This is a genomic window from Paraburkholderia guartelaensis (assembly GCF_004353905.1).
Classification (GTDB): Bacteria; Pseudomonadota; Gammaproteobacteria; order Burkholderiales; family Burkholderiaceae; genus Paraburkholderia; species Paraburkholderia guartelaensis.
Genome location: NZ_SMOD01000009.1, coordinates 269,813 through 286,688 on the forward strand (window position 1 = coordinate 269,813; position 16,876 = coordinate 286,688).

Sequence of the window (16,876 nt, forward strand, 5' to 3'; positions counted from 1 at the left end):
ATCGGCCGCGCGAATTCCCGGTATCAGTCTTTGACCCACGTGGACGCGAACGGCGCCAGGTGTACACTAATCGGCCCTGCTGGAACGCTCGTGCCGTGCGAACCGGCGGGCCTACGACCATAAAAGATTCTCTCTCTCACGTCTCTCACGTCCAGGCAGGCCTGAAAATGGATGAACAACTGAAGCAAAGCGCGCTCGCGTATCACCAGAATCCGAAGCCCGGCAAGATCTCGGTCACACCGACCAAACCGTTGTCGAACCAGCTCGATCTTTCGCTCGCGTACTCGCCCGGCGTTGCGGCCGCGTGCATGGCGATTCACGAAGAACCGCTCGATGCGCAGAAGTACACCTCGCGCGCCAACCTCGTCGGCGTCGTGACGAACGGCACGGCCGTGCTTGGCCTCGGCAATATCGGCCCGCTCGCGGCCAAGCCGGTGATGGAAGGCAAGGGTTGCCTCTTCAAGAAGTTTGCCGGCATCGACGTGTTCGACATCGAACTCGACGAAACCGACCCGGACAAGCTCGTCGAAGCCATCGCGATGCTCGAGCCCACGCTCGGCGGCATCAACCTCGAAGACATCAAGGCGCCCGAGTGCTTCTACATTGAGAAGAAGCTGCGTGAGCGCATGAAGATTCCGGTCTTCCACGACGATCAGCACGGCACGGCCATCATCGCTTCGGCGGCGATTCTCAATGGCCTGAAAGTGGTCGAGAAAAAACTCGATGAAGTGAAGCTCGTGTGCTCGGGCGCGGGCGCAGCGGCGATCGCGTGTCTGGACCTGCTCGTGAATCTCGGTCTGAAGAAAGAGAACGTCCTCGTCACGGATTCGAAGGGTGTGATCTACGAAGGCCGCGGCAATCTCGATCCGTCGAAGCAGCGCTACGCGGCCAACACCGAAGCGCGCACGCTCGGCGACGCGATCAAGGCCGCCGACGTGTTCCTCGGCTGCTCGAGCGCAGGCGTGCTCAAGCCCGAAATGGTCAAGGAGATGGGCGACAAGCCGCTGATCCTCGCACTCGCGAACCCGGAGCCGGAAATCCGCCCCGAAGAAGCGAAGAAGGTACGCCCGGATGCGATCATCGCCACGGGCCGTTCGGACTATCCGAACCAGGTCAACAACGTGCTGTGCTTCCCGTTCATCTTCCGTGGCGCGCTGGACGTGGGCGCGACGACGATCACGGAAGAGATGAAGCTCGCGTGCGTGCGCGCGATCGCGGAACTCGCCGAAGAAACCGATCAGGGCGACGAAGTGGCGAAGGCCTATGAAGGCCACACGCTCGAATTCGGTCCGGAGTACCTGATTCCGAAGCCTTTCGATCCGCGCCTCATCATCAAGATCGCGCCGGCCGTGGCGCAGGCTGCGATGGATTCCGGCGTGGCCACGCGTCCGATCCAAGACATGGAAGCCTACCGCGAGCAGCTCGGCGCGACGGTCTACCGCTCGGGCATGGTGATGCGTCCGGTGTTCGCAGCGGCGAAGTCCAAGTGCGCGCGCATCGTGTTCGCCGAGGGCGAAGACGAGCGCGTGCTGCGCGCCGCGCAGTTCGTGCTCAACGAGAAGATCGCGAAGCCGATCATCGTGGGCCGTCCGTCGGTCGTGGAAATGCGCCTGAAGAAGATGGGCTCGAAGCTGCGTCCGGGCACCGACTTCGAGATCGTCGATCCCGAAGACGATCCGCGCTTCCAGAAGAGCTGGCAGGCGTACCACGAACTCGGCGCGCGTCAGGGCATCACGCCTGACGTGGCGAAGGCTTCGGTGCGCAAGTTCAACACGCTGATCGGTGCGATTCTCGTGCATCTGGGCGATGCCGACGGCATGATCTGCGGCCTGCTGAACAGCTTCGACTATCACCTCAAGTTCATCGACCAGGTGTTCGGCAAGGCGAAGGAAGCCGAGAACTACGCGGCGATGAACCTGCTGATGCTGCCGGGCCGCAACATCTTCATCAGCGACACCTACGTGAACGAAGTGCCGAGCGCCGAGCAGCTCGCCGACATGACGATTCTCGCCGCGCGCGAAATCGAGAAGTTCGGCATCACGCCGAAGGTCGCGCTGCTGTCGTCGTCGAACTTCGGCAGCGTGCGTTCGTCGACGTCGCAGCGCATGCAGGCCGCGCGCGAGCTGATCGCCGCACGCGATCCGCAGCTCGAAGTGGACGGTGAAATGCACGGCGACGCGGCGCTCTCCGAGCTGATCCGCAAGCAGTCGTTCCCGGGCACGACGCTCACGGGCGAAGCGAACCTGCTGATCATGCCGAACGTGGAAGCGGCCAACATCGCCTACAACCTGCTGAAGGTGATCGGCGGCGAAGGCGTGACGGTCGGCCCGTTCCTGCTGGGCGCGTCGAAGCCGGTGCACATCCTCACGCCGGCGGCGACTGTGCGACGCATCATCAACATGACGGCGGTGGCTTCGGCTAACGCGAACATGGCGAAGGCTGCTGCGAAGTAAGCGCGCTTTCGTGAATCGCCTGATGTGAAAAGGGCGCTCCGTATTGCACGGAGCGCCCTTTGTTTTTACCGCCTCGAATCAGGTGAGCGTCAAGCCGCGTGCCGCGCCGCGCCGTTTTCCGGCGAGCGCCACTTCGCGAGCAACGTGGCCCACTTCGCACGCGTGGCCTTGAGGTTGTTCTCCTTGATGTGGCCGTAACCGCGAATCGCGTCGGGCAGGTTCGCGAGTTCCAGCGCGAGCGGCAGATTCGCTTCGCTCAGACCGCCGATCACTTCGCGCATCAGCGTTTCATACTCGCCGATCAATGCGCGTTCGTGACGGCGTTCCTCGGTGCGGCCGAACGGGTCGAGTGCCGTGCCGCGCAGGAACCTGAACTTCGCGAGCATGCGCATGGCTGTGAGCATGCGCGGGCCATATTGCTTCTTCACGAGCTGGCCTTTGTCGTCATGCTTCGCGAGCGAGGGCGGGGCGAGATGGAAGTTCACCTTCCAGTCGCCTTCGAAGCTCGCCTTGATCTTCTCGATGAACGCCGGGTCCGCGTAGAGGCGCGCGACCTCGTACTCGTCCTTGTACGCCATCAGCTTGTGCAGGTTCTTCGCCACGGCTTCGGTGAGCGGAGACTGACCGTCGACGTGCTCGAGCTTCGCTTCTGCCTGGCGCACGCTTTCGACGAACGCGCGATAGCGCCGCGCGTATGCCTGGCTTTGATACGCGGCGAGATACTGCGCGCGCTTGTCGATGAGCGTGTCGAGCGCCCTGGGCGTGTGCAGCGAGACGATCTTCGCCCCGGCCGCGTCGGCGTTCTGCTCCGGCATCGGCTTCTTCACGAGCTGATCCACAGCGGCGCGGTCATGCGCCACGCGGCGGCCCCATTCGAACGCCGCGAGATTCTTCTCGACCTGCACCGCGTTCAACTCGATCGCGCGCACGAGCGATTCGTGCGTGAGCGGCAGCCAGCCCTTTTGCCACGCGTAGCCGAGCACGAACGGGTTCGTGTAGATCGCGTCGCCGAGCAGCGCGAGCGCGTAGCGGTTCGCATCGACGGTCGCGACGTTGTCTGTGCCCGCTGCGGCGCGCACGTCGGCTTCGGTGTTGGAGCCCGGGAATTGCCACTGCGGATTCTTGATGAACTCGGCGGTCGGTGTGGGCGCGCTGTTGAGCACCACGTGCGTCATGCCTTCCTGCATGCGCGAGACGCAGTCGTCGCCGGCCGTCACGATGGCGTCGCAGCCGATCACGAGGTTCGCCTCGCCCATGGCGATGCGCGTGGCGTGGATGTCGTCGGGGCGGTTGGCGATCTGCACGTGGCTCATCACCGCGCCGCCCTTTTGCGCGAGACCGGTCACGTCGAGCACGGTCACGCCCTTGGCTTCGAGGTGCGCGGCCATGCCGAGCAGCGCGCCGATCGTCACCACGCCGGTGCCGCCCACGCCCGTCACGAGCACGCCGTAGGGGCGGTCGATGGCGGGCACGTCGGGCGTCGGGACGGTCGGCATCGCTTCGTTCGCGACGCTGCTCGTCTTCGGCTTGCGTAGCTGGCCGCCTTCCACCGTCACGAAGCTCGGGCAGAAGCCCTTCAGGCACGAGAAGTCCTTGTTGCAGGTGGACTGGTTGATCTGGCGCTTCGTGCCGTATTCCGTATCGAGCGGCTCGACGCTCAGGCAGTTCGACTGCACCGAGCAATCGCCGCAGCCCTCGCACACGGCTTCGTTGATGACCACGCGCTTCGCCGGGTCCGGATACGTGCCGCGCTTGCGGCGGCGGCGCTTTTCCGTGGCGCAGGTCTGGTCGTAGATCAGGATCGTCGTGCCGGGAACCTCGCGCAGTTCGCGCTGGATCGCATCGAGCTGGTCGCGGTGATGGATCGTCACGCCCGGCGCGAGCTTCGTGGCGGGTTCGCCTTCGTACTTCTCGGGTTCGTCGGTGACGATCACGATCTTCGCCGCGCCTTCGGCGGCGACCTGATGCGTGATCTGCGGCACGGTGAGCGTGCCGTCGACCGGCTGGCCGCCTGTCATCGCGACCGCATCGTTATAGAGAATCTTGTAGGTGATGTTCGCCTTCGAGGCGATCGCCGCGCGGATGGCGAGCAGGCCCGAATGGAAGTAGGTGCCGTCGCCCAGATTGGCGAACACGTGCTTGTCGTTCGTGAACGGCGCCTGGCCGACCCACGCCACGCCTTCGCCGCCCATCTGGCTGAAGGTGCTCGTGTTGCGGTCCATCCAGACGGTCATGTAGTGGCAGCCGATGCCGGCCATCGCGCGCGAGCCCTCGGGCACGTTCGTCGACGTGTTGTGCGGGCAGCCCGAGCAGAACCACGGTTTGCGCTCCGCCTGCACGCGCGGCTTGGCGAGCGCCCTTTCCTTGGCCTCGATCACACTCATGCGCGCGGCGATACGCGCGCGCACGTCCGAGGGCAATTCGAACTTGTCGAGCCGCGTGGAGATGGCCTTGGCAATGATCGCCGGCGAAAGCTCGTAGTGCGCGGGCAGCAGCCAGTTGCCCATCGGCACCGACCATTCGCCGCCCGCGCCATCCTTTTCGTCGAACTTGCCGTACACGCGCGGACGCTGTGCGTCGGGCCAGTTGTACAGCTCTTCCTTGATCGCGTATTCGAGAATCTGGCGCTTTTCCTCGACCACGAGAATCTCTTCGAGGCCGCGCGCGAAGGCGTGCGCGCCCTGCGCTTCGAGTGGCCACACGCAGCCGACCTTGTAGAGCCGGATACCGATGCGCGAGCAGGTCTCGTCGTCGAGGCCGAGGTCGGTGAGCGCCTGGCGCACGTCCAGGTAGGCCTTGCCGCCCGTGATGATGCCAAAGCGCGCATGCGGCGAATCGATCTCGACGCGGTCGAGCTTGTTGGCGCGCACGTAGGCGAGCCCCGCGTACCACTTGTAGTCGAGCAGACGCGCTTCCTGCACGAGCGGCGGATCGGGCCAGCGGATGTTCAGGCCGCCCTCGGGCATCGCGAAATCTTCGGGAAGGATGATGTTCGTGCGATGCGGGTCGAGCTCGACCGACGCCGACGATTCCACCACGTCGGTCACGCATTTCATCGCGACCCAGAGGCCCGAGTAGCGGCTCATCGCCCAGCCATGCAGGCCGAAGTCGAGATATTCCTGCACGTTCGAGGGGAACAGCACCGGCAGCCCGCAGGCCTTGAAGACGTGCTCCGACTGGTGCGCGAGCGTGGACGATTTGGCCGCATGGTCGTCGCCGGCGAGCACGAGCACACCGCCGTGCGGCGACGAGCCGGCGGAATTGCCGTGCTTGAACACGTCGCCGCTGCGGTCGACGCCCGGGCCCTTTCCGTACCACATCGAAAACACGCCGTCGTATTTCGCGGATGGATACAGGTTCACCTGCTGCGAGCCCCAGACGGCGGTCGCGGCGAGGTCTTCGTTCACACCTGGCTGAAATACGATCTGATGCGCGGCGAGATGCTGCTTCGCCTTCCAGAGGGACTGATCGAGACCGCCGAGCGGCGAGCCGCGATAACCCGAGATGAACCCCGCGGTATTGAGACCGGCGGCCTTGTCGCGTTCCTGCTGCAGCATCGGCAGGCGGACCAGCGCCTGGATGCCGCTCATGTACGCGCGGCCGCGTTCGAGGGTGTATTTATCGTCGAGCGTGACGGAAGCGAGTGCGGCTTCGAGCGAAGCGCGCTGACCTGCGTCTAGCGGGGCATTCATTATCTGTCTTCCTCCATCCAACCAATCCGTTGTGGGATCGCCAGAACTTCAGGGCCTCGGCATCTTGTGAATGCTTCGGCCGGGGTCGCCATATTGGCTTCTTTCTTTCGATAGTAGCACTCGGATAAACCCGCCGCTGCGAGCGCTCGGAGCGCCGCGCCGCATTGCGCTGCATCTTTCGGGCCTGTGGCGCCGTGTCGCGCAAGCGGCCTGAAACCCTTGTGTAATAACGGATGTATCGAATTCCTCAGAGGAGTAACAACGTGTAAAACTTGCACTACATGGGAACCGGACTTGAATATCCTGTCTAACTCCCTCACCTGTGCGAACCGCGCAGCTTCCCTGGCTGTTAACAGTTATTAAAAGGGGCACTACTGCGACAGGCAGTCTAAAAAAGGAGTCCAGCATGAATAATCGACATATCCAGACCTTCCTGACGGTCTCGGCTGCGTTCTTTGCCATGAGCGCGCCACTGCATTCGAACGCCAGCACGAAGAGCGGCGAGAGTGCGACGACCCGATGCGCCCAGTACACGCTGAGCATGAAGGCTGATACGAACGCCATGCCGGCCGCGAAGGCCGAACGCAAATCCTGATGCCGCGCTGATCCGCGCAGCATTTCATTCACCTGAATCCGGCGCCGGGGTGTGCGGCGGCGGATTCAAAAGTCAAAAAGGGCGAAGATCGTGCGATCTTCGCCCTTTTTGTTTGCCTTTGGCCGAAATTAACGGCGTGAGCGCGTCATGCCTTGTCCTGCACCACGCCACGGCGGATCTGGTCGAGCTCGATCGATTCGAACAGCGCCTTGAAGTTGCCCTCGCCGAAGCCCTGGTTGCCCTTGCGCTGGATGATCTCGAAGAAGATCGGGCCGATCTGGTTTTCCGTGAAGATCTGCAGCAGCAGGTCTTCGGGCATGCCGTCGATCAGGATCTTGCGCTTCTTCAGCTCTTCCAGCGGCTCGGTGTGGCCCGGAATGCGGCGGTTCACGAGTTCGTAGTACGTGTCGATCGTGTCGAGCAGCGCGATGTTCGACGCGCGCAGGCCATCCACGGTGCGGTAGATGTCGTTCGTGCCGAGTGCGATGTGCTGGATGCCTTCGCCGTGATAGGCGTCGAGGTACTCCTGGATCTGGCCCGCCGTCTCGCCGCCTTCCTCGTTGATCGGGATGCGGATCTTGCCGCAGGGCGAGGTCATCGCCTTCGACTTCACGCCCGTGACCTTGCCCTCGATGTCGAAATAGCGGATTTCGCGGAAGTTGAACAGGCGCTCGTAGAACTCGGCCCATTCGTTCATGCGGCCGCGGTGGACGTTGTGCGTGAGGTGGTCGATATAGGTGAGGCCGTGGCCGACCGGGTTCTGCTCGGCGCCCGCGATCGGCTCGAAGTCGACGTCATAGATGCTGATGTCGCCGATGCTGCCCGGCGCCGCGCCGTTCTTGCCGCGCCAGCGGTCGACGAAATAGATCAGCGAGTCGCCAATGCCCTTGATGGCGGGAATGTTCAGCTCCATCGGGCCCGTCTTGTTGTCGAAGCCCCACGCGCCGAGTTCGAGCGCGTGCTTGTAGGCCTTGGCCGCGTCCTGCACGCGGAAGGCGATCGCGCAGATCGACGGGCCGTGCAGGCGGGTAAAGCGCTGGGCGAACGAATCGGGTTCGCCGTTGACGATGAAGTTGATGTCGCCCTGGCGGTAGAGCGTCACGTCCTTATGGCGATGGCGCGCGATGGCCGTGAAGCCCATGCGTTCGAACAGTTTGCCGAGCGCCTTGGGGTCCGGCGCGGTGTATTCGATGAATTCGAAGCCGTCGGTGCCGACGGGGTTCTCCCAGTTGGGGACCTGCATGGTTGTCTCCTGGCTGATGTAGATCAGATTTCGTGCGCTTAGTGTAGTTCGCCGTATTGGGAGAAAACTTGCGAGTTGGGTCGCGCTGCCGTCTATCTGCGCTATAAACTGCCTTGATCGAGTAATTGGAAGGCAGAAAATGGCAAGCATCGAATTGGACGCAATCGACCGGCGCATTCTGGCGATCCTTCAGGAGAATGGCCGGCTCTCGAACCAGGAGATCGCCGAGCGCGTGAATCTCTCGCCGAGCCCGTGTTTGCGGCGCATCCGGCGGCTGGAGGAAAGCGGCGTGATTCGCAGCTACGTGGCGCTGCTCGATGCGCAGAAACTAGGGCTCGACCTGCTTGCCTACGTGAACGTGCGGCTGGAGAAGCGAGGCCCGACGGCGGCAGGGCGCGAGGGCGTGACGCATGCCGAGCTGTTTCGTGCGGCGGTGCAGACCTGGCCGGAGGTGGTGGCCTGCCACGCGATGACGGGCGATATGGACTTTCTGCTGCGCGTGCAGGTGGAGGATATGGCGCACTTCTCACGCTTCGTGCAGGACCAGTTGCTGCACCATCCTTCAGTGATCGACGTGAAGTCCAGCTTTTCGCTCGACACGTTCAAGGAGACGACGGCTTTGCCGATCCGCTGATCGCGCGCCGGCTGCAGCGGGCGCAAAAAAAGCGGCCGAAGCCGCTTTTTTCATTGCATCAGTCTGTCCCGAAGGGCAGGAGTCACGCCGCGACAGCTTGCGGCAGGACCGTTTCCATCAGCTTGCGCGCCTGGCGCGCCTGACGCTTGAGCGCGTAGTCGAAAACGGCAGCTTGCTCCTGGAGCATTTCGGCGATGATGCTGCTCTGGTCGGCCGGCTCGAGCGAGAGATAGGCATCGGCTTCGCCGTAGGCGTACTCGATCTTCATGCCCGACTTCTTCGCGATGTGCATCATCGTCGAGTTGCGCGACAGGCAGTGCATGTAAAGCGTGGTGACGTGCGTATTGCGGCTGCGGATGGCGGCGCGCTCAAAGAGCTTCGAGCCAATGCCCTGGCCTCGCGCGCTTTCCTGCACGGACACGCCGAACTCGGCCGTGCGGCCGTTGCCGTCCGCCGGCAGGTAGGCCAGATGGCCGACGCCCACGAGTTGCAGCTGGTGGTCGAACACGCCGAACACGGTGTCGCGCGTGAAGTCCATCGAGCGCACGTACTTTTCGATCACGTGGTCCGGGGCGGCCTGGCCGAAGCGCAGCAGGCGGTCATCGCTGTCGAGCGAGAGAAAGTGCGCGAGCAGGCGTTCGCGGTCTGCCGAGGTGAGCACTCGCACCATGACGGACGCATGTCCGGACGTCAGCGGACGAGCGGACGAAATGATCGGCACGTTGGCTTGGGTCGAAAGCGGGTTCATGGTGGGTTCTCCTTAAAATGCATGCCGCATGATGCAGCGCAAAACGCATTCTAGCGGAAACCCTGGGTGCGCTCTAGGGAAAACCCGGAGTGTAAATTTGAGTGTTGCGCCTAATTAATAAAAATAAGAGTGCAACTATTTGATTACTAAGAAGTATTTTTTCGGGTCGTTTGACGTGTCAACTGTTGTTGTGGTGCATCATGTCGCGCCGCAACAATCTGGCCCGAAAAATCTTACCGGTCAAACACCGTCCACGCGCCCTTCAGGCGCCCTTCAGACCGTGATCGACCATCGCGATAACCTGCTCGGCGAAGTCGCGATAGCCCAGGCGGCCACCGGGCTTGAGCCAGGTAAACGTCCAGTTGATCATGCCGAACACCATCATCGTCAGCGCGGTCTGGTTTTCGTTCGTGACGCGGCCGGGATACGCGCGCGCGAGCTGGCGCGTAAAGGCGGCGACCACGTCGCGCTGGCGGTTCAGGATGATCTCGCGCTGGGTGTCCACGAGGTATTTGACGTCGTTCAGGAGCGCCACGTGGCGGCTGTGCGAGGTTTCGTACTCGGCGAGAAACGCGCGAATCAGCTCAGCGAAGCTCTCGCGTTCGTCGTGACCGCGCCGCTGGCTCGCCCCTTCCACCTCCGCGATGATCAGCATGAGCCGCTTGGTGTAGCGATCGAGCAGATCGAAGAGGATCGCTTCCTTGCTCTCGTAATAGTGATAGAGCCGCGCCTTCGAGGTGCCGCTGGCGGCCGCGAGGTCCGACATCGAGGTGCTCGGGTAGCTCGTCTGCGCGAATTTGGCGGCGGCGAGCTCGAGAATCTGGTCGCGTTGGGTTTCGTGGTCGGGCGCTCGGGTGCGTGCCATGGGAATTCAGCGGGGGAGGGAAAGATGCGCGGCAGTTTGCGGAAGCGGCGGACGCGCGGCGCGTGCGGCAGCGGCGAGCGGCGCGCAGGCGGCGCACATATCGTCGCGCAGACGCAGTTCTTCAGCCGCGCATAGTTCACGCAGGCGCCACAGCACGACGGGCTCGCCAACGGTGAAGCCGGCGCCGCCGCGCGTGAGCGCTGCGCCGAGCGCGTCGCTGGCGAGCCACGATGCGCCCGCCGGACGGTCTTCATGCGCGTCGAGCACGTCGAGGATCATGGCGTCGAGGTCGCTCCACGTGCCGCTCGTAAAGGTATTGTCGCGCCAGCGGCGCGTCTCGCCATTGGCGAACTTGGCTTCCTGCCACTCCAGCGCGAGACGCGTGATGCGCAGCACCGAGATCGGCGCGGCGTCGGGCAAGCGCGCCTCGATGCGGGCTGCGGCGTTCGGGCCCGAAATTTCGTCGGCGGTGAGGCGCACTTCGTTCAGGCGCTGCGGGACGTCGCGCAAGCGGTAGCAGACCCGCCGCAGCGCGAGCTGGTGCGCGGCGTCGTGTGTGTGCCAGATCACCACGTGGGAGTCGTCGGCTTCGAGGGCGTTCAGCGCCGCGCAGTCGTCGTGCGCCAGGGCTGGCGGCGCATCGCCGAGACGCTCCCAGAAGGCGGCGCGTTGTACCACGCCGGGGTTGCTCGCCACGTCGATGTCGCGCAGGGGTCCGACCGTCAGGTCGTCGCGCAGGGCGATCACGCGGTCCGGACGGCCTGCCGTTTCGAGGGCCTGACGTAGCGCCGTCGCGGCCGGCTCGCCGTAAATGAGGTGAATCGTGGTCATCGACAACTCGTTGCGTTCACGATGAACGCCCTATAAGCCCGAAAGCACGCAAATAACAAAAGGAGCCGCCCGCGGGTGTCGCAGCGCTGCGCTGCAACACCCGCGGGCGGCCCCTAGTGTAAGCGGATCGCCTGCGGGCCGAAAGCGTGCTGTTGCTCTAACGCCTTAACGTTCGTCGAAACTCACGACCACACGCTCGCTCACCGGATGGCACTGGCAGGTGAGTACGAAGCCGTCCTTCACCTCCTGCTCCTCGAGCGTGTAGTTCTTGTCCATCTTGACCTCGCCCTCGAGCACCTTGGCGCGGCAGGTGCAGCACACGCCGCCCTTGCACGCGTAAGGCAGCGCCAGACCCGCTTTCAGACCGACGTCGAGCAGGCTCACGCCCTCGTACGGCAGGCGCATCTTGCGTTTCTTGCCGTCGATGACGATTTCGAGGTCGGCCGCCGGCGTGCTTTCGGTGATCTCGACGTTCGGCACGCCCGCCTGCGGCAGCGGCGAGCCGAAGCGCTCCACGTGCACCTTCTGCGGCGGCACGCCCGCGTCCTTGAACGCGGCTTCGGCGGCGTCCATCATCGGGCCGGGACCGCAGATGAAGGCTTCGTCGATCTCGTCGGCGGGCAGCAGCGTTTCGAGGAATGCCGCGCACTTGGCCTGATCGAGCACGCCATTGAAGAGCTCGACGTCCTGCAGGTCGTCCGAGAGCACGTGATAGAGGCGGAAGCGGCTCATGAAGCGGTTCTTCAGGTCTTCCAGCTCTTCGGCGAACATGATCGCGTCGACGCTGCGGTTGCCGTACACGAGCGTGAACGCGCTGCGCGGCTCCGATTCGAGCGTCGTCTTGATGATCGCGAGTACGGGCGTGATGCCAGAGCCGCCCGAGAAGGCCACGTAATGCTTGCCGTGCTCGGCGTTCAGATGCGTGAAAAAGCGGCCATCGGGCGTCATCACGTCGATCTCGTGGCCGGGCGCGAGCTGCTCGAACGCGAAATTCGAAAAACGCCCGCCGCGCACGCGCTTGATGCCGATGCGCAACTCGCCGTCGCGGTCGTAGTCGGTTACACCCACGCAGATCGAGTACGAACGACGCGTTTCCTCACCGTCGATGTGGGTCTTGAGCGTGACGAACTGCCCCTGGGTGAAGCGAAACGCCTCGCGCAGCTCGGGCGGGACTTCGAAAGCGACAGAGACCGCGTCCGCGGTTTCGGGCCGCACTTCGCGGATGCGCAGCGAATGGAATTGCGGAGTGGCCATATCAGTACGGTTTGAAGTAGTCGAAGGGTTCGCGGCAGTCGATGCAGCGGTAGAGCGCCTTGCACGCGGTCGAGCCGAACTGCGCGAGGCGTTCGGTGTGCTTCGAGCCGCAGTGCGGGCAGGCGGGCGCGGGCAACGGCTTCGGTTTCGCGATAAAGGTGATCGGCTGTTCGGCCGATTGAGGCGCGGAGCCGCAGTTGCCCGTGGGCGGCGCGATGCCATAGGCGCGCAGCTTCTCGCGCGCTTCGTCGGTAATCCAGTCGGTGGTCCACGCGGGCGTCAGGGTCGTCGCGATGCGGTAGGGCGTGAGTGCGGCGGCGTCGAGCGCGTGCGCGACGTCCTCCGCGATCTGCGACATCGCCGGGCAGCCGGAGTAGGTGGGCGTGATGACCACTTCGATCTGGCCGTCGTCGGCGCGGCGCACGTCGCGCAGAATGCCCAGTTCGCGGATCGACACGACCGGAATCTCCGGATCGGGCACCGATTCCAGCACTTCCCAGGCGCGTTCGAGCGCGTGATCTGCCGTTGCTTGCATCGTGACTTCCTCTGTTCCGGCGGGGGTGCTTACCAGCGCGCGTCCGGGTGCTGGCGCGCGAGGCTCTGCATCTCGGCCAGCACGAAACCGATGTGCTCCGAGTGCTCGCCGTGCTTGCCGGTCGTGATGTGGAACACCTGCTCAGGCAGCGTAAGCGTGGCTTCTTCGAGCGCGGCTTCCACGTCGGCGCGCCACGCGGCTTCGAACTGCGCCGTGAGAGGTGCGATGCCGGCTTCGGCCACGGCCGTTTCCACGGCGTCCGTGCTGAAGAATTCCCGCGTGTACGGCATCAGCCAGTCGAGCGCGGCCTGGGCACGGCGGTGCGATTCGTCGGTGCCGTCGCCGAAACGGATCAGCCACTCGCGCGCATGGTGCACGTGGTAGCGCGTTTCCTTGATCGAGCGCTCGGCGATCGCGGCCAGCTGCGGGTCGGCGGAGCGCAGCAGCGCGGTCCACAGATGCTCCATCAGCGTGGCGTAGAGGAAGTTGCGCACGATCGTCACGGCGTAGTCGTTGGACGAATGCGTCGTGCCGGCGAGCGGGCCGAAATGCGGCAGCTCCGCGAGCGTGTAGTTCGCGAATTCGCGCTCGGCGCGGAAGTAGGCGTAGTCGTCCTCGGTGCGCTCGCGGCCGGTGAGCGCCTTTTCGAGCGTGGCGGCATGCGTGTAGAGCAGGCGCGCCTGACCGATCAGGTCGAGGCTCATGTTGGCGAGCGCGATGTCTTCTTCGAGGATCGGGCCGTGGCCGCACCATTCCGTGTTGCGCTGACCGAGGATCAGCGCCGTATCGGCGAGGCGCAGCACGTACGCGAGTTGTTCAGGCGTGGGCGTCGTCATGTTGCGCTCTTACATGTGGTTGACTTCGTCGGGCAGCGTGTAGAACGTCGGGTGGCGATAGATCTTGTCGCCGGCCGGCTCGAAGAGCTCAGCCTTTTCGTTCGGATCCGATGCCGTGATTGCCGACGACGGCACCACCCAGATGCTCACGCCTTCCTGGCGGCGCGTGTAGACGTCGCGCGCCATGCGCAGCGCCATCGAGGCGTCGGAGGCGTGCAGGCTGCCACAGTGCTTGTGGTCGAGCCCCTGCTTGCTACGCACGAACACTTCCCAGATCGGCCATTCCTTGTTCATCGTGGATCTCCTTCCTTCCTGATTCATGTATGAGGTGTGCTCAAGCTGCGTGCTTTTCGGCGCGCTGACGTTGCTTTTCGGCATGGGCGAGGGCGGCTTCGCGCACCCACGCACCTTCGTTGTGCGCCTTCACGCGCGTGCCGAGACGCTCGCGGTTGCACGGGCCGTCGCCGTTCACGACGCGCCAGAATTCTTCCCAGTCGATCGTGCCGTAGTCGTAGTGGCCGCGCGCTTCGTTCCATTTCAGATCCGGGTCGGGCAGCGTGACGCCCAGCACCTTCGCCTGCTCGACCGTCGCGTCGACGAACTTCTGGCGCAGATCGTCGTTCGAGATGCGCTTGATGCCCCATTTGGCCGACTGGTTGCTGTGGACCGAATCGGCATCGCTCGGGCCGAACATCATCAGCACCGGCCACCACCAGCGGTTCACGGATTGCTGAACGAGTTCGCGCTGCGCTTCGGTGCCGCTCATCATGGCGAGCAGGGCGTCGAAGCCCTGGCGCTGGTGGAACGACTCTTCCTTGCAGATGCGGATCATGGCGCGCGCGTACGGGCCATACGTGCAGCGGCACAGCGGGATCTGGTTCATGATCGCCGCGCCGTCCACGAGCCAGCCGATCACGCCGACATCGGCCCACGTGGGCGTCGGGTAATTGAAGATGCTCGAATACTTGGCCTTGCCGGCGTGCAGGGCATCGACGAGCTGGTCGCGCGACACGCCGAGCGTTTCCGCCGCGCTATACAGATAGAGGCCGTGGCCCGCTTCGTCCTGCACCTTGGCGAGCAGGATCGCCTTGCGCTTGAGGCTCGGCGCGCGCGAGATCCAGTTGCCTTCCGGCAGCATGCCGACGACTTCCGAGTGCGCATGCTGCGAGATCTGGCGCACGAGCGTCTTGCGATAGGCTTCGGGCATCCAGTCCTGCGGCTCGATCTTGCCGTCGGCGGCCATGATGGCGTCGAACTGCGCCTGCTCCGGCGAGGTTGCGTCCGCGTCGAGCGGAGCAACGTTGCCGGGGATGTCGAGGGATTGCGTGTACATGAAGACGCTCTCGTCGAAGTTGGGTATGTCGCGCAGTATAAACCAACCGACCGGTCGGTAAATGAATTTTTTGAGGTAGGACAAAGAAATTCGGGCCTACTGCTGAGTTTTAGTGGGGCGGCAGCAGGAATGCCTGGGATTTGTTCGTTTGTGTGGCTTGTGCGTGGGTTTTCGCGTGGTTTCGTGCGCCGGATTGTCAGGCGTATGGAAGGCTGCGCACCGGGCCATGGGGCACAATGCCCCTTTGCCTGCGCACTCGTTCACGGATGAAGATTTCTTTTGCTCCCCTCGCGGCTGCGGCCGCTGTGTTCATTTCACTTGGCGCCGCGTCTCCGGCGTTCGCGGATCAAGCCCCGGGCCCCTGGGTCACGAGCTGGGCGACGGCGCTGCAGTCGATTCCCGAGCGCGACGCGCTCCCGGCGCTGTACCGCGCGCCCGAGGTGGCCGGGCGTACTGTTCGGCAGATCGTGTATCCGACGCTGGGCGGCACGGTCGCGCGGGTGCATGTGAGCAACCTCTATGGGCGCACGCCGCTCGTGATCGAGGCGATGGCGATTGCGCCGTCTGCGGGCGGCGCGGCGGCGAGCGAGGCGGGTACGGCGCACGTGACCTTCGGCGGTCGGGCGTCGGTGTCGGTGCCTCCCGGCGCGGCGCTCGATAGCGATCCGGTGCAGATCGATCTGAAGGCGCACGCCCCATATGCCATCAGCTCCTATATGGGACCCGAGCAAAAGATGGTCGCGTGGCACCGCGTGGCGAGTCAGGTGAATTACGTCTCGCGTCCGGGCAATCACATCGCGGATCCGTCGATTGGCGCGTTCACCGAGCGCTTTACGCAGTTCGCGTGGGTGACGGGGCTAGCGGTCGAGGCGCCGGGGGCGTCGACGGTTGCGGCGATCGGCGATTCCATTACCGATGGCATGCGTTCCTCGCTCAATCAGAACCGTCGCTGGCCGGACGCGTTGGCGCGCCGCATCGCACAGTCGCAGCGCACGGATCTCGCCGTGATCGATCTAGGGATCAGCGGCAACCGGCTGTTGAGCGATTCGCCTTGCTACGGCGAGGCGCTCGAGCGGCGCTTCGGCCGCGACGCGCTCGGCCATCCAGGCGTGAAGACGGTGGTGCTGCTTATCGGCATCAACGACATCAACTTCCAGGGGATGCCGGCACGATCGGGCCTCGACTGCGACTTTCCTCATACGCATGTGGACGCGAATGACCTGATCGCTGGGTACCGTCGCGTGATCGCGCAGGCGCACGGGCGCGGCGTACGCATTTTCGGCGCGACGCTCACGCCGGCTTCGCTGCCGCCGGAACGCGAGGCGATCCGCACGGCGGTGAACCAGTGGATTCGGACGAGTGGGGCATTCGACGGCGTGGTCGACTTCGATGCCGCGCTGCGTGACCCGGCGGATCCGGCACGACTGCGTTACGGCTATGACAGCGGCGACCACATCCACCCCAGCGATGCGGGCTACGCGGCGATGGCGAATGCGGTGCCGCAGGAGGTCCTTACCCGGAAGTAAGGAATATTTTCGCCACCCCCTTGCACGACGTCAGCGGGGGCGATAAGATTTGCCCCCTTCGCAGTTCGATGTCTCTGACGTCAGGCAGCGAGGGCCGCCGAGGAAACCGGCGGACGCAGGAGTCAGCAGCTTTTTCAAGCGGTGAGCGAAAAAAAGGGGTTGACGAAGCGAAAAGGATTCTTCATAATCTCGTTTCTCTGCTGCTGACGCAGCAACGCAGAAAGAAGCCGGTAGTTGAGCAGTTTTAACGGCGCTTTCGCGAACGATCTTTAAAAATTTACAGCCGATAAGTGTGGGCGCTTGATGCGGTGGCGACCTGATGTCGTTCTTC

At 64.0% G+C, this 16,876-nt stretch carries 15 protein-coding genes; 4 read left to right on the forward strand and 11 right to left on the reverse strand.

Going from position 1 to position 16,876, the window contains the following annotated elements:
• Positions 1–167 precede the first annotated feature (167 nt).
• On the forward strand, positions 168–2,453 hold the full coding sequence (locus E1N52_RS14585) for an NADP-dependent malic enzyme (protein WP_133183455.1): 2,286 nt from the start codon (positions 168–170) through the stop codon (positions 2,451–2,453).
• Positions 2,454–2,542: 89 nt separating this feature from the next.
• On the opposite strand, the gene E1N52_RS14590 is transcribed toward E1N52_RS14585, so the two are convergent.
• A complete protein-coding gene (locus E1N52_RS14590; protein ID WP_133183456.1) occupies positions 2,543–6,145 on the reverse strand; it encodes an indolepyruvate ferredoxin oxidoreductase family protein in 3,603 nt (1,200 codons plus the stop codon).
• Positions 6,146–6,551: 406 nt separating this feature from the next.
• On the opposite strand from E1N52_RS14590, the gene E1N52_RS14595 reads away from it, so the two are divergent.
• Positions 6,552–6,740 carry a hypothetical protein gene (locus E1N52_RS14595; RefSeq protein WP_133183457.1) on the forward strand — a complete coding sequence of 63 codons (189 nt, stop codon included), beginning with the start codon at positions 6,552–6,554 and terminating at the stop codon, positions 6,738–6,740.
• Between the two features lie 145 nt (positions 6,741–6,885).
• On the opposite strand, the gene hppD is transcribed toward E1N52_RS14595, so the two are convergent.
• Positions 6,886–7,983, reverse strand: a complete 1,098-nt coding sequence (hppD, locus tag E1N52_RS14600) for a 4-hydroxyphenylpyruvate dioxygenase (RefSeq protein ID WP_133183458.1) — start codon at positions 7,981–7,983, stop codon at positions 6,886–6,888.
• Positions 7,984–8,122: 139 nt separating this feature from the next.
• On the opposite strand from hppD, the gene E1N52_RS14605 reads away from it, so the two are divergent.
• Positions 8,123–8,617, forward strand: coding sequence for an Lrp/AsnC family transcriptional regulator (locus E1N52_RS14605; protein ID WP_028203439.1), 495 nt, complete (start codon positions 8,123–8,125; stop codon positions 8,615–8,617).
• Between the two features lie 82 nt (positions 8,618–8,699).
• Here E1N52_RS14605 and E1N52_RS14610 read toward each other — a convergent pair whose 3' ends face one another.
• The 8 genes from E1N52_RS14610 to paaA form a co-directional block, all read right to left on the reverse strand.
• Positions 8,700–9,365: a GNAT family N-acetyltransferase gene (locus E1N52_RS14610; RefSeq protein WP_133183459.1), complete on the reverse strand. Its 666-nt coding sequence runs from the start codon at positions 9,363–9,365 to the stop codon at positions 8,700–8,702.
• Positions 9,366–9,627: 262 nt separating this feature from the next.
• Entirely contained in the window at positions 9,628–10,230 is a 603-nt protein-coding gene (locus E1N52_RS14615) for a TetR/AcrR family transcriptional regulator (protein WP_133183460.1), read from the reverse strand.
• Positions 10,231–10,236: 6 nt separating this feature from the next.
• The gene (locus E1N52_RS14620) at positions 10,237–11,061 is read right to left on the reverse strand and encodes a DUF1835 domain-containing protein (protein ID WP_133183461.1); all 825 of its coding nucleotides are present in this window, start codon (positions 11,059–11,061) and stop codon (positions 10,237–10,239) included.
• Positions 11,062–11,226: 165 nt separating this feature from the next.
• On the reverse strand, positions 11,227–12,315 hold the full coding sequence (gene paaE, locus E1N52_RS14625; RefSeq protein ID WP_133183462.1) for a 1,2-phenylacetyl-CoA epoxidase subunit PaaE: 1,089 nt from the start codon (positions 12,313–12,315) through the stop codon (positions 11,227–11,229).
• 1 nt (position 12,316) lies between these two features.
• Positions 12,317–12,850, reverse strand: a complete 534-nt coding sequence (gene paaD / locus E1N52_RS14630; RefSeq protein ID WP_133183463.1) for a 1,2-phenylacetyl-CoA epoxidase subunit PaaD — start codon at positions 12,848–12,850, stop codon at positions 12,317–12,319.
• A gap of 29 nt (positions 12,851–12,879) precedes the next feature.
• Entirely contained in the window at positions 12,880–13,686 is an 807-nt protein-coding gene (gene paaC / locus E1N52_RS14635) for a 1,2-phenylacetyl-CoA epoxidase subunit PaaC (RefSeq protein WP_133183464.1), read from the reverse strand.
• 9 nt (positions 13,687–13,695) lie between these two features.
• Complete coding sequence (gene paaB, locus E1N52_RS14640) at positions 13,696–13,980, reverse strand: 1,2-phenylacetyl-CoA epoxidase subunit PaaB (protein ID WP_028203445.1); 285 nt, start codon at positions 13,978–13,980, stop codon at positions 13,696–13,698.
• 40 nt (positions 13,981–14,020) lie between these two features.
• Positions 14,021–15,019 (reverse strand): 1,2-phenylacetyl-CoA epoxidase subunit PaaA, encoded by a 999-nt coding sequence (gene paaA, locus E1N52_RS14645; RefSeq protein WP_133183465.1) that lies wholly within the window; start codon positions 15,017–15,019, stop codon positions 14,021–14,023.
• Positions 15,020–15,285: 266 nt separating this feature from the next.
• Here paaA and E1N52_RS14650 point away from each other — a divergent pair, with 266 nt between their 5' ends.
• The gene (locus E1N52_RS14650; protein ID WP_133183466.1) at positions 15,286–16,545 is read left to right on the forward strand and encodes an SGNH/GDSL hydrolase family protein; all 1,260 of its coding nucleotides are present in this window, start codon (positions 15,286–15,288) and stop codon (positions 16,543–16,545) included.
• A gap of 30 nt (positions 16,546–16,575) precedes the next feature.
• Here E1N52_RS14650 and E1N52_RS44580 read toward each other — a convergent pair.
• A partial coding sequence (locus tag E1N52_RS44580; RefSeq protein WP_205965611.1) for a hypothetical protein occupies positions 16,576–16,876 on the reverse strand: 301 nt, incomplete at its 5' end.

Excerpts from the sequence above, each read along its gene's own strand:
- E1N52_RS14585 (WP_133183455.1), top strand. The coding sequence starts at position 168 with ATGGATGAACAACTGAAGCAAAGCGCGCTCGCGTATCACCAGAATCCG.
- E1N52_RS14590 (WP_133183456.1), bottom strand. The coding sequence starts at position 6,145 with ATGAATGCCCCGCTAGACGCAGGTCAGCGCGCTTCGCTCGAAGCCGCA.
- E1N52_RS14595 (WP_133183457.1), top strand. The coding sequence starts at position 6,552 with ATGAATAATCGACATATCCAGACCTTCCTGACGGTCTCGGCTGCGTTC.
- hppD (WP_133183458.1), bottom strand. The coding sequence starts at position 7,983 with ATGCAGGTCCCCAACTGGGAGAACCCCGTCGGCACCGACGGCTTCGAA.
- E1N52_RS14605 (WP_028203439.1), top strand. The coding sequence starts at position 8,123 with ATGGCAAGCATCGAATTGGACGCAATCGACCGGCGCATTCTGGCGATC.
- E1N52_RS14610 (WP_133183459.1), bottom strand. The coding sequence starts at position 9,365 with ATGAACCCGCTTTCGACCCAAGCCAACGTGCCGATCATTTCGTCCGCT.
- E1N52_RS14615 (WP_133183460.1), bottom strand. The coding sequence starts at position 10,230 with ATGGCACGCACCCGAGCGCCCGACCACGAAACCCAACGCGACCAGATT.
- E1N52_RS14620 (WP_133183461.1), bottom strand. The coding sequence starts at position 11,061 with ATGACCACGATTCACCTCATTTACGGCGAGCCGGCCGCGACGGCGCTA.
- paaE (WP_133183462.1), bottom strand. The coding sequence starts at position 12,315 with ATGGCCACTCCGCAATTCCATTCGCTGCGCATCCGCGAAGTGCGGCCC.
- paaD (WP_133183463.1), bottom strand. The coding sequence starts at position 12,850 with ATGCAAGCAACGGCAGATCACGCGCTCGAACGCGCCTGGGAAGTGCTG.
- paaC (WP_133183464.1), bottom strand. The coding sequence starts at position 13,686 with ATGACGACGCCCACGCCTGAACAACTCGCGTACGTGCTGCGCCTCGCC.
- paaB (WP_028203445.1), bottom strand. The coding sequence starts at position 13,980 with ATGAACAAGGAATGGCCGATCTGGGAAGTGTTCGTGCGTAGCAAGCAG.
- paaA (WP_133183465.1), bottom strand. The coding sequence starts at position 15,019 with ATGTACACGCAATCCCTCGACATCCCCGGCAACGTTGCTCCGCTCGAC.
- E1N52_RS14650 (WP_133183466.1), top strand. The coding sequence starts at position 15,286 with ATGAAGATTTCTTTTGCTCCCCTCGCGGCTGCGGCCGCTGTGTTCATT.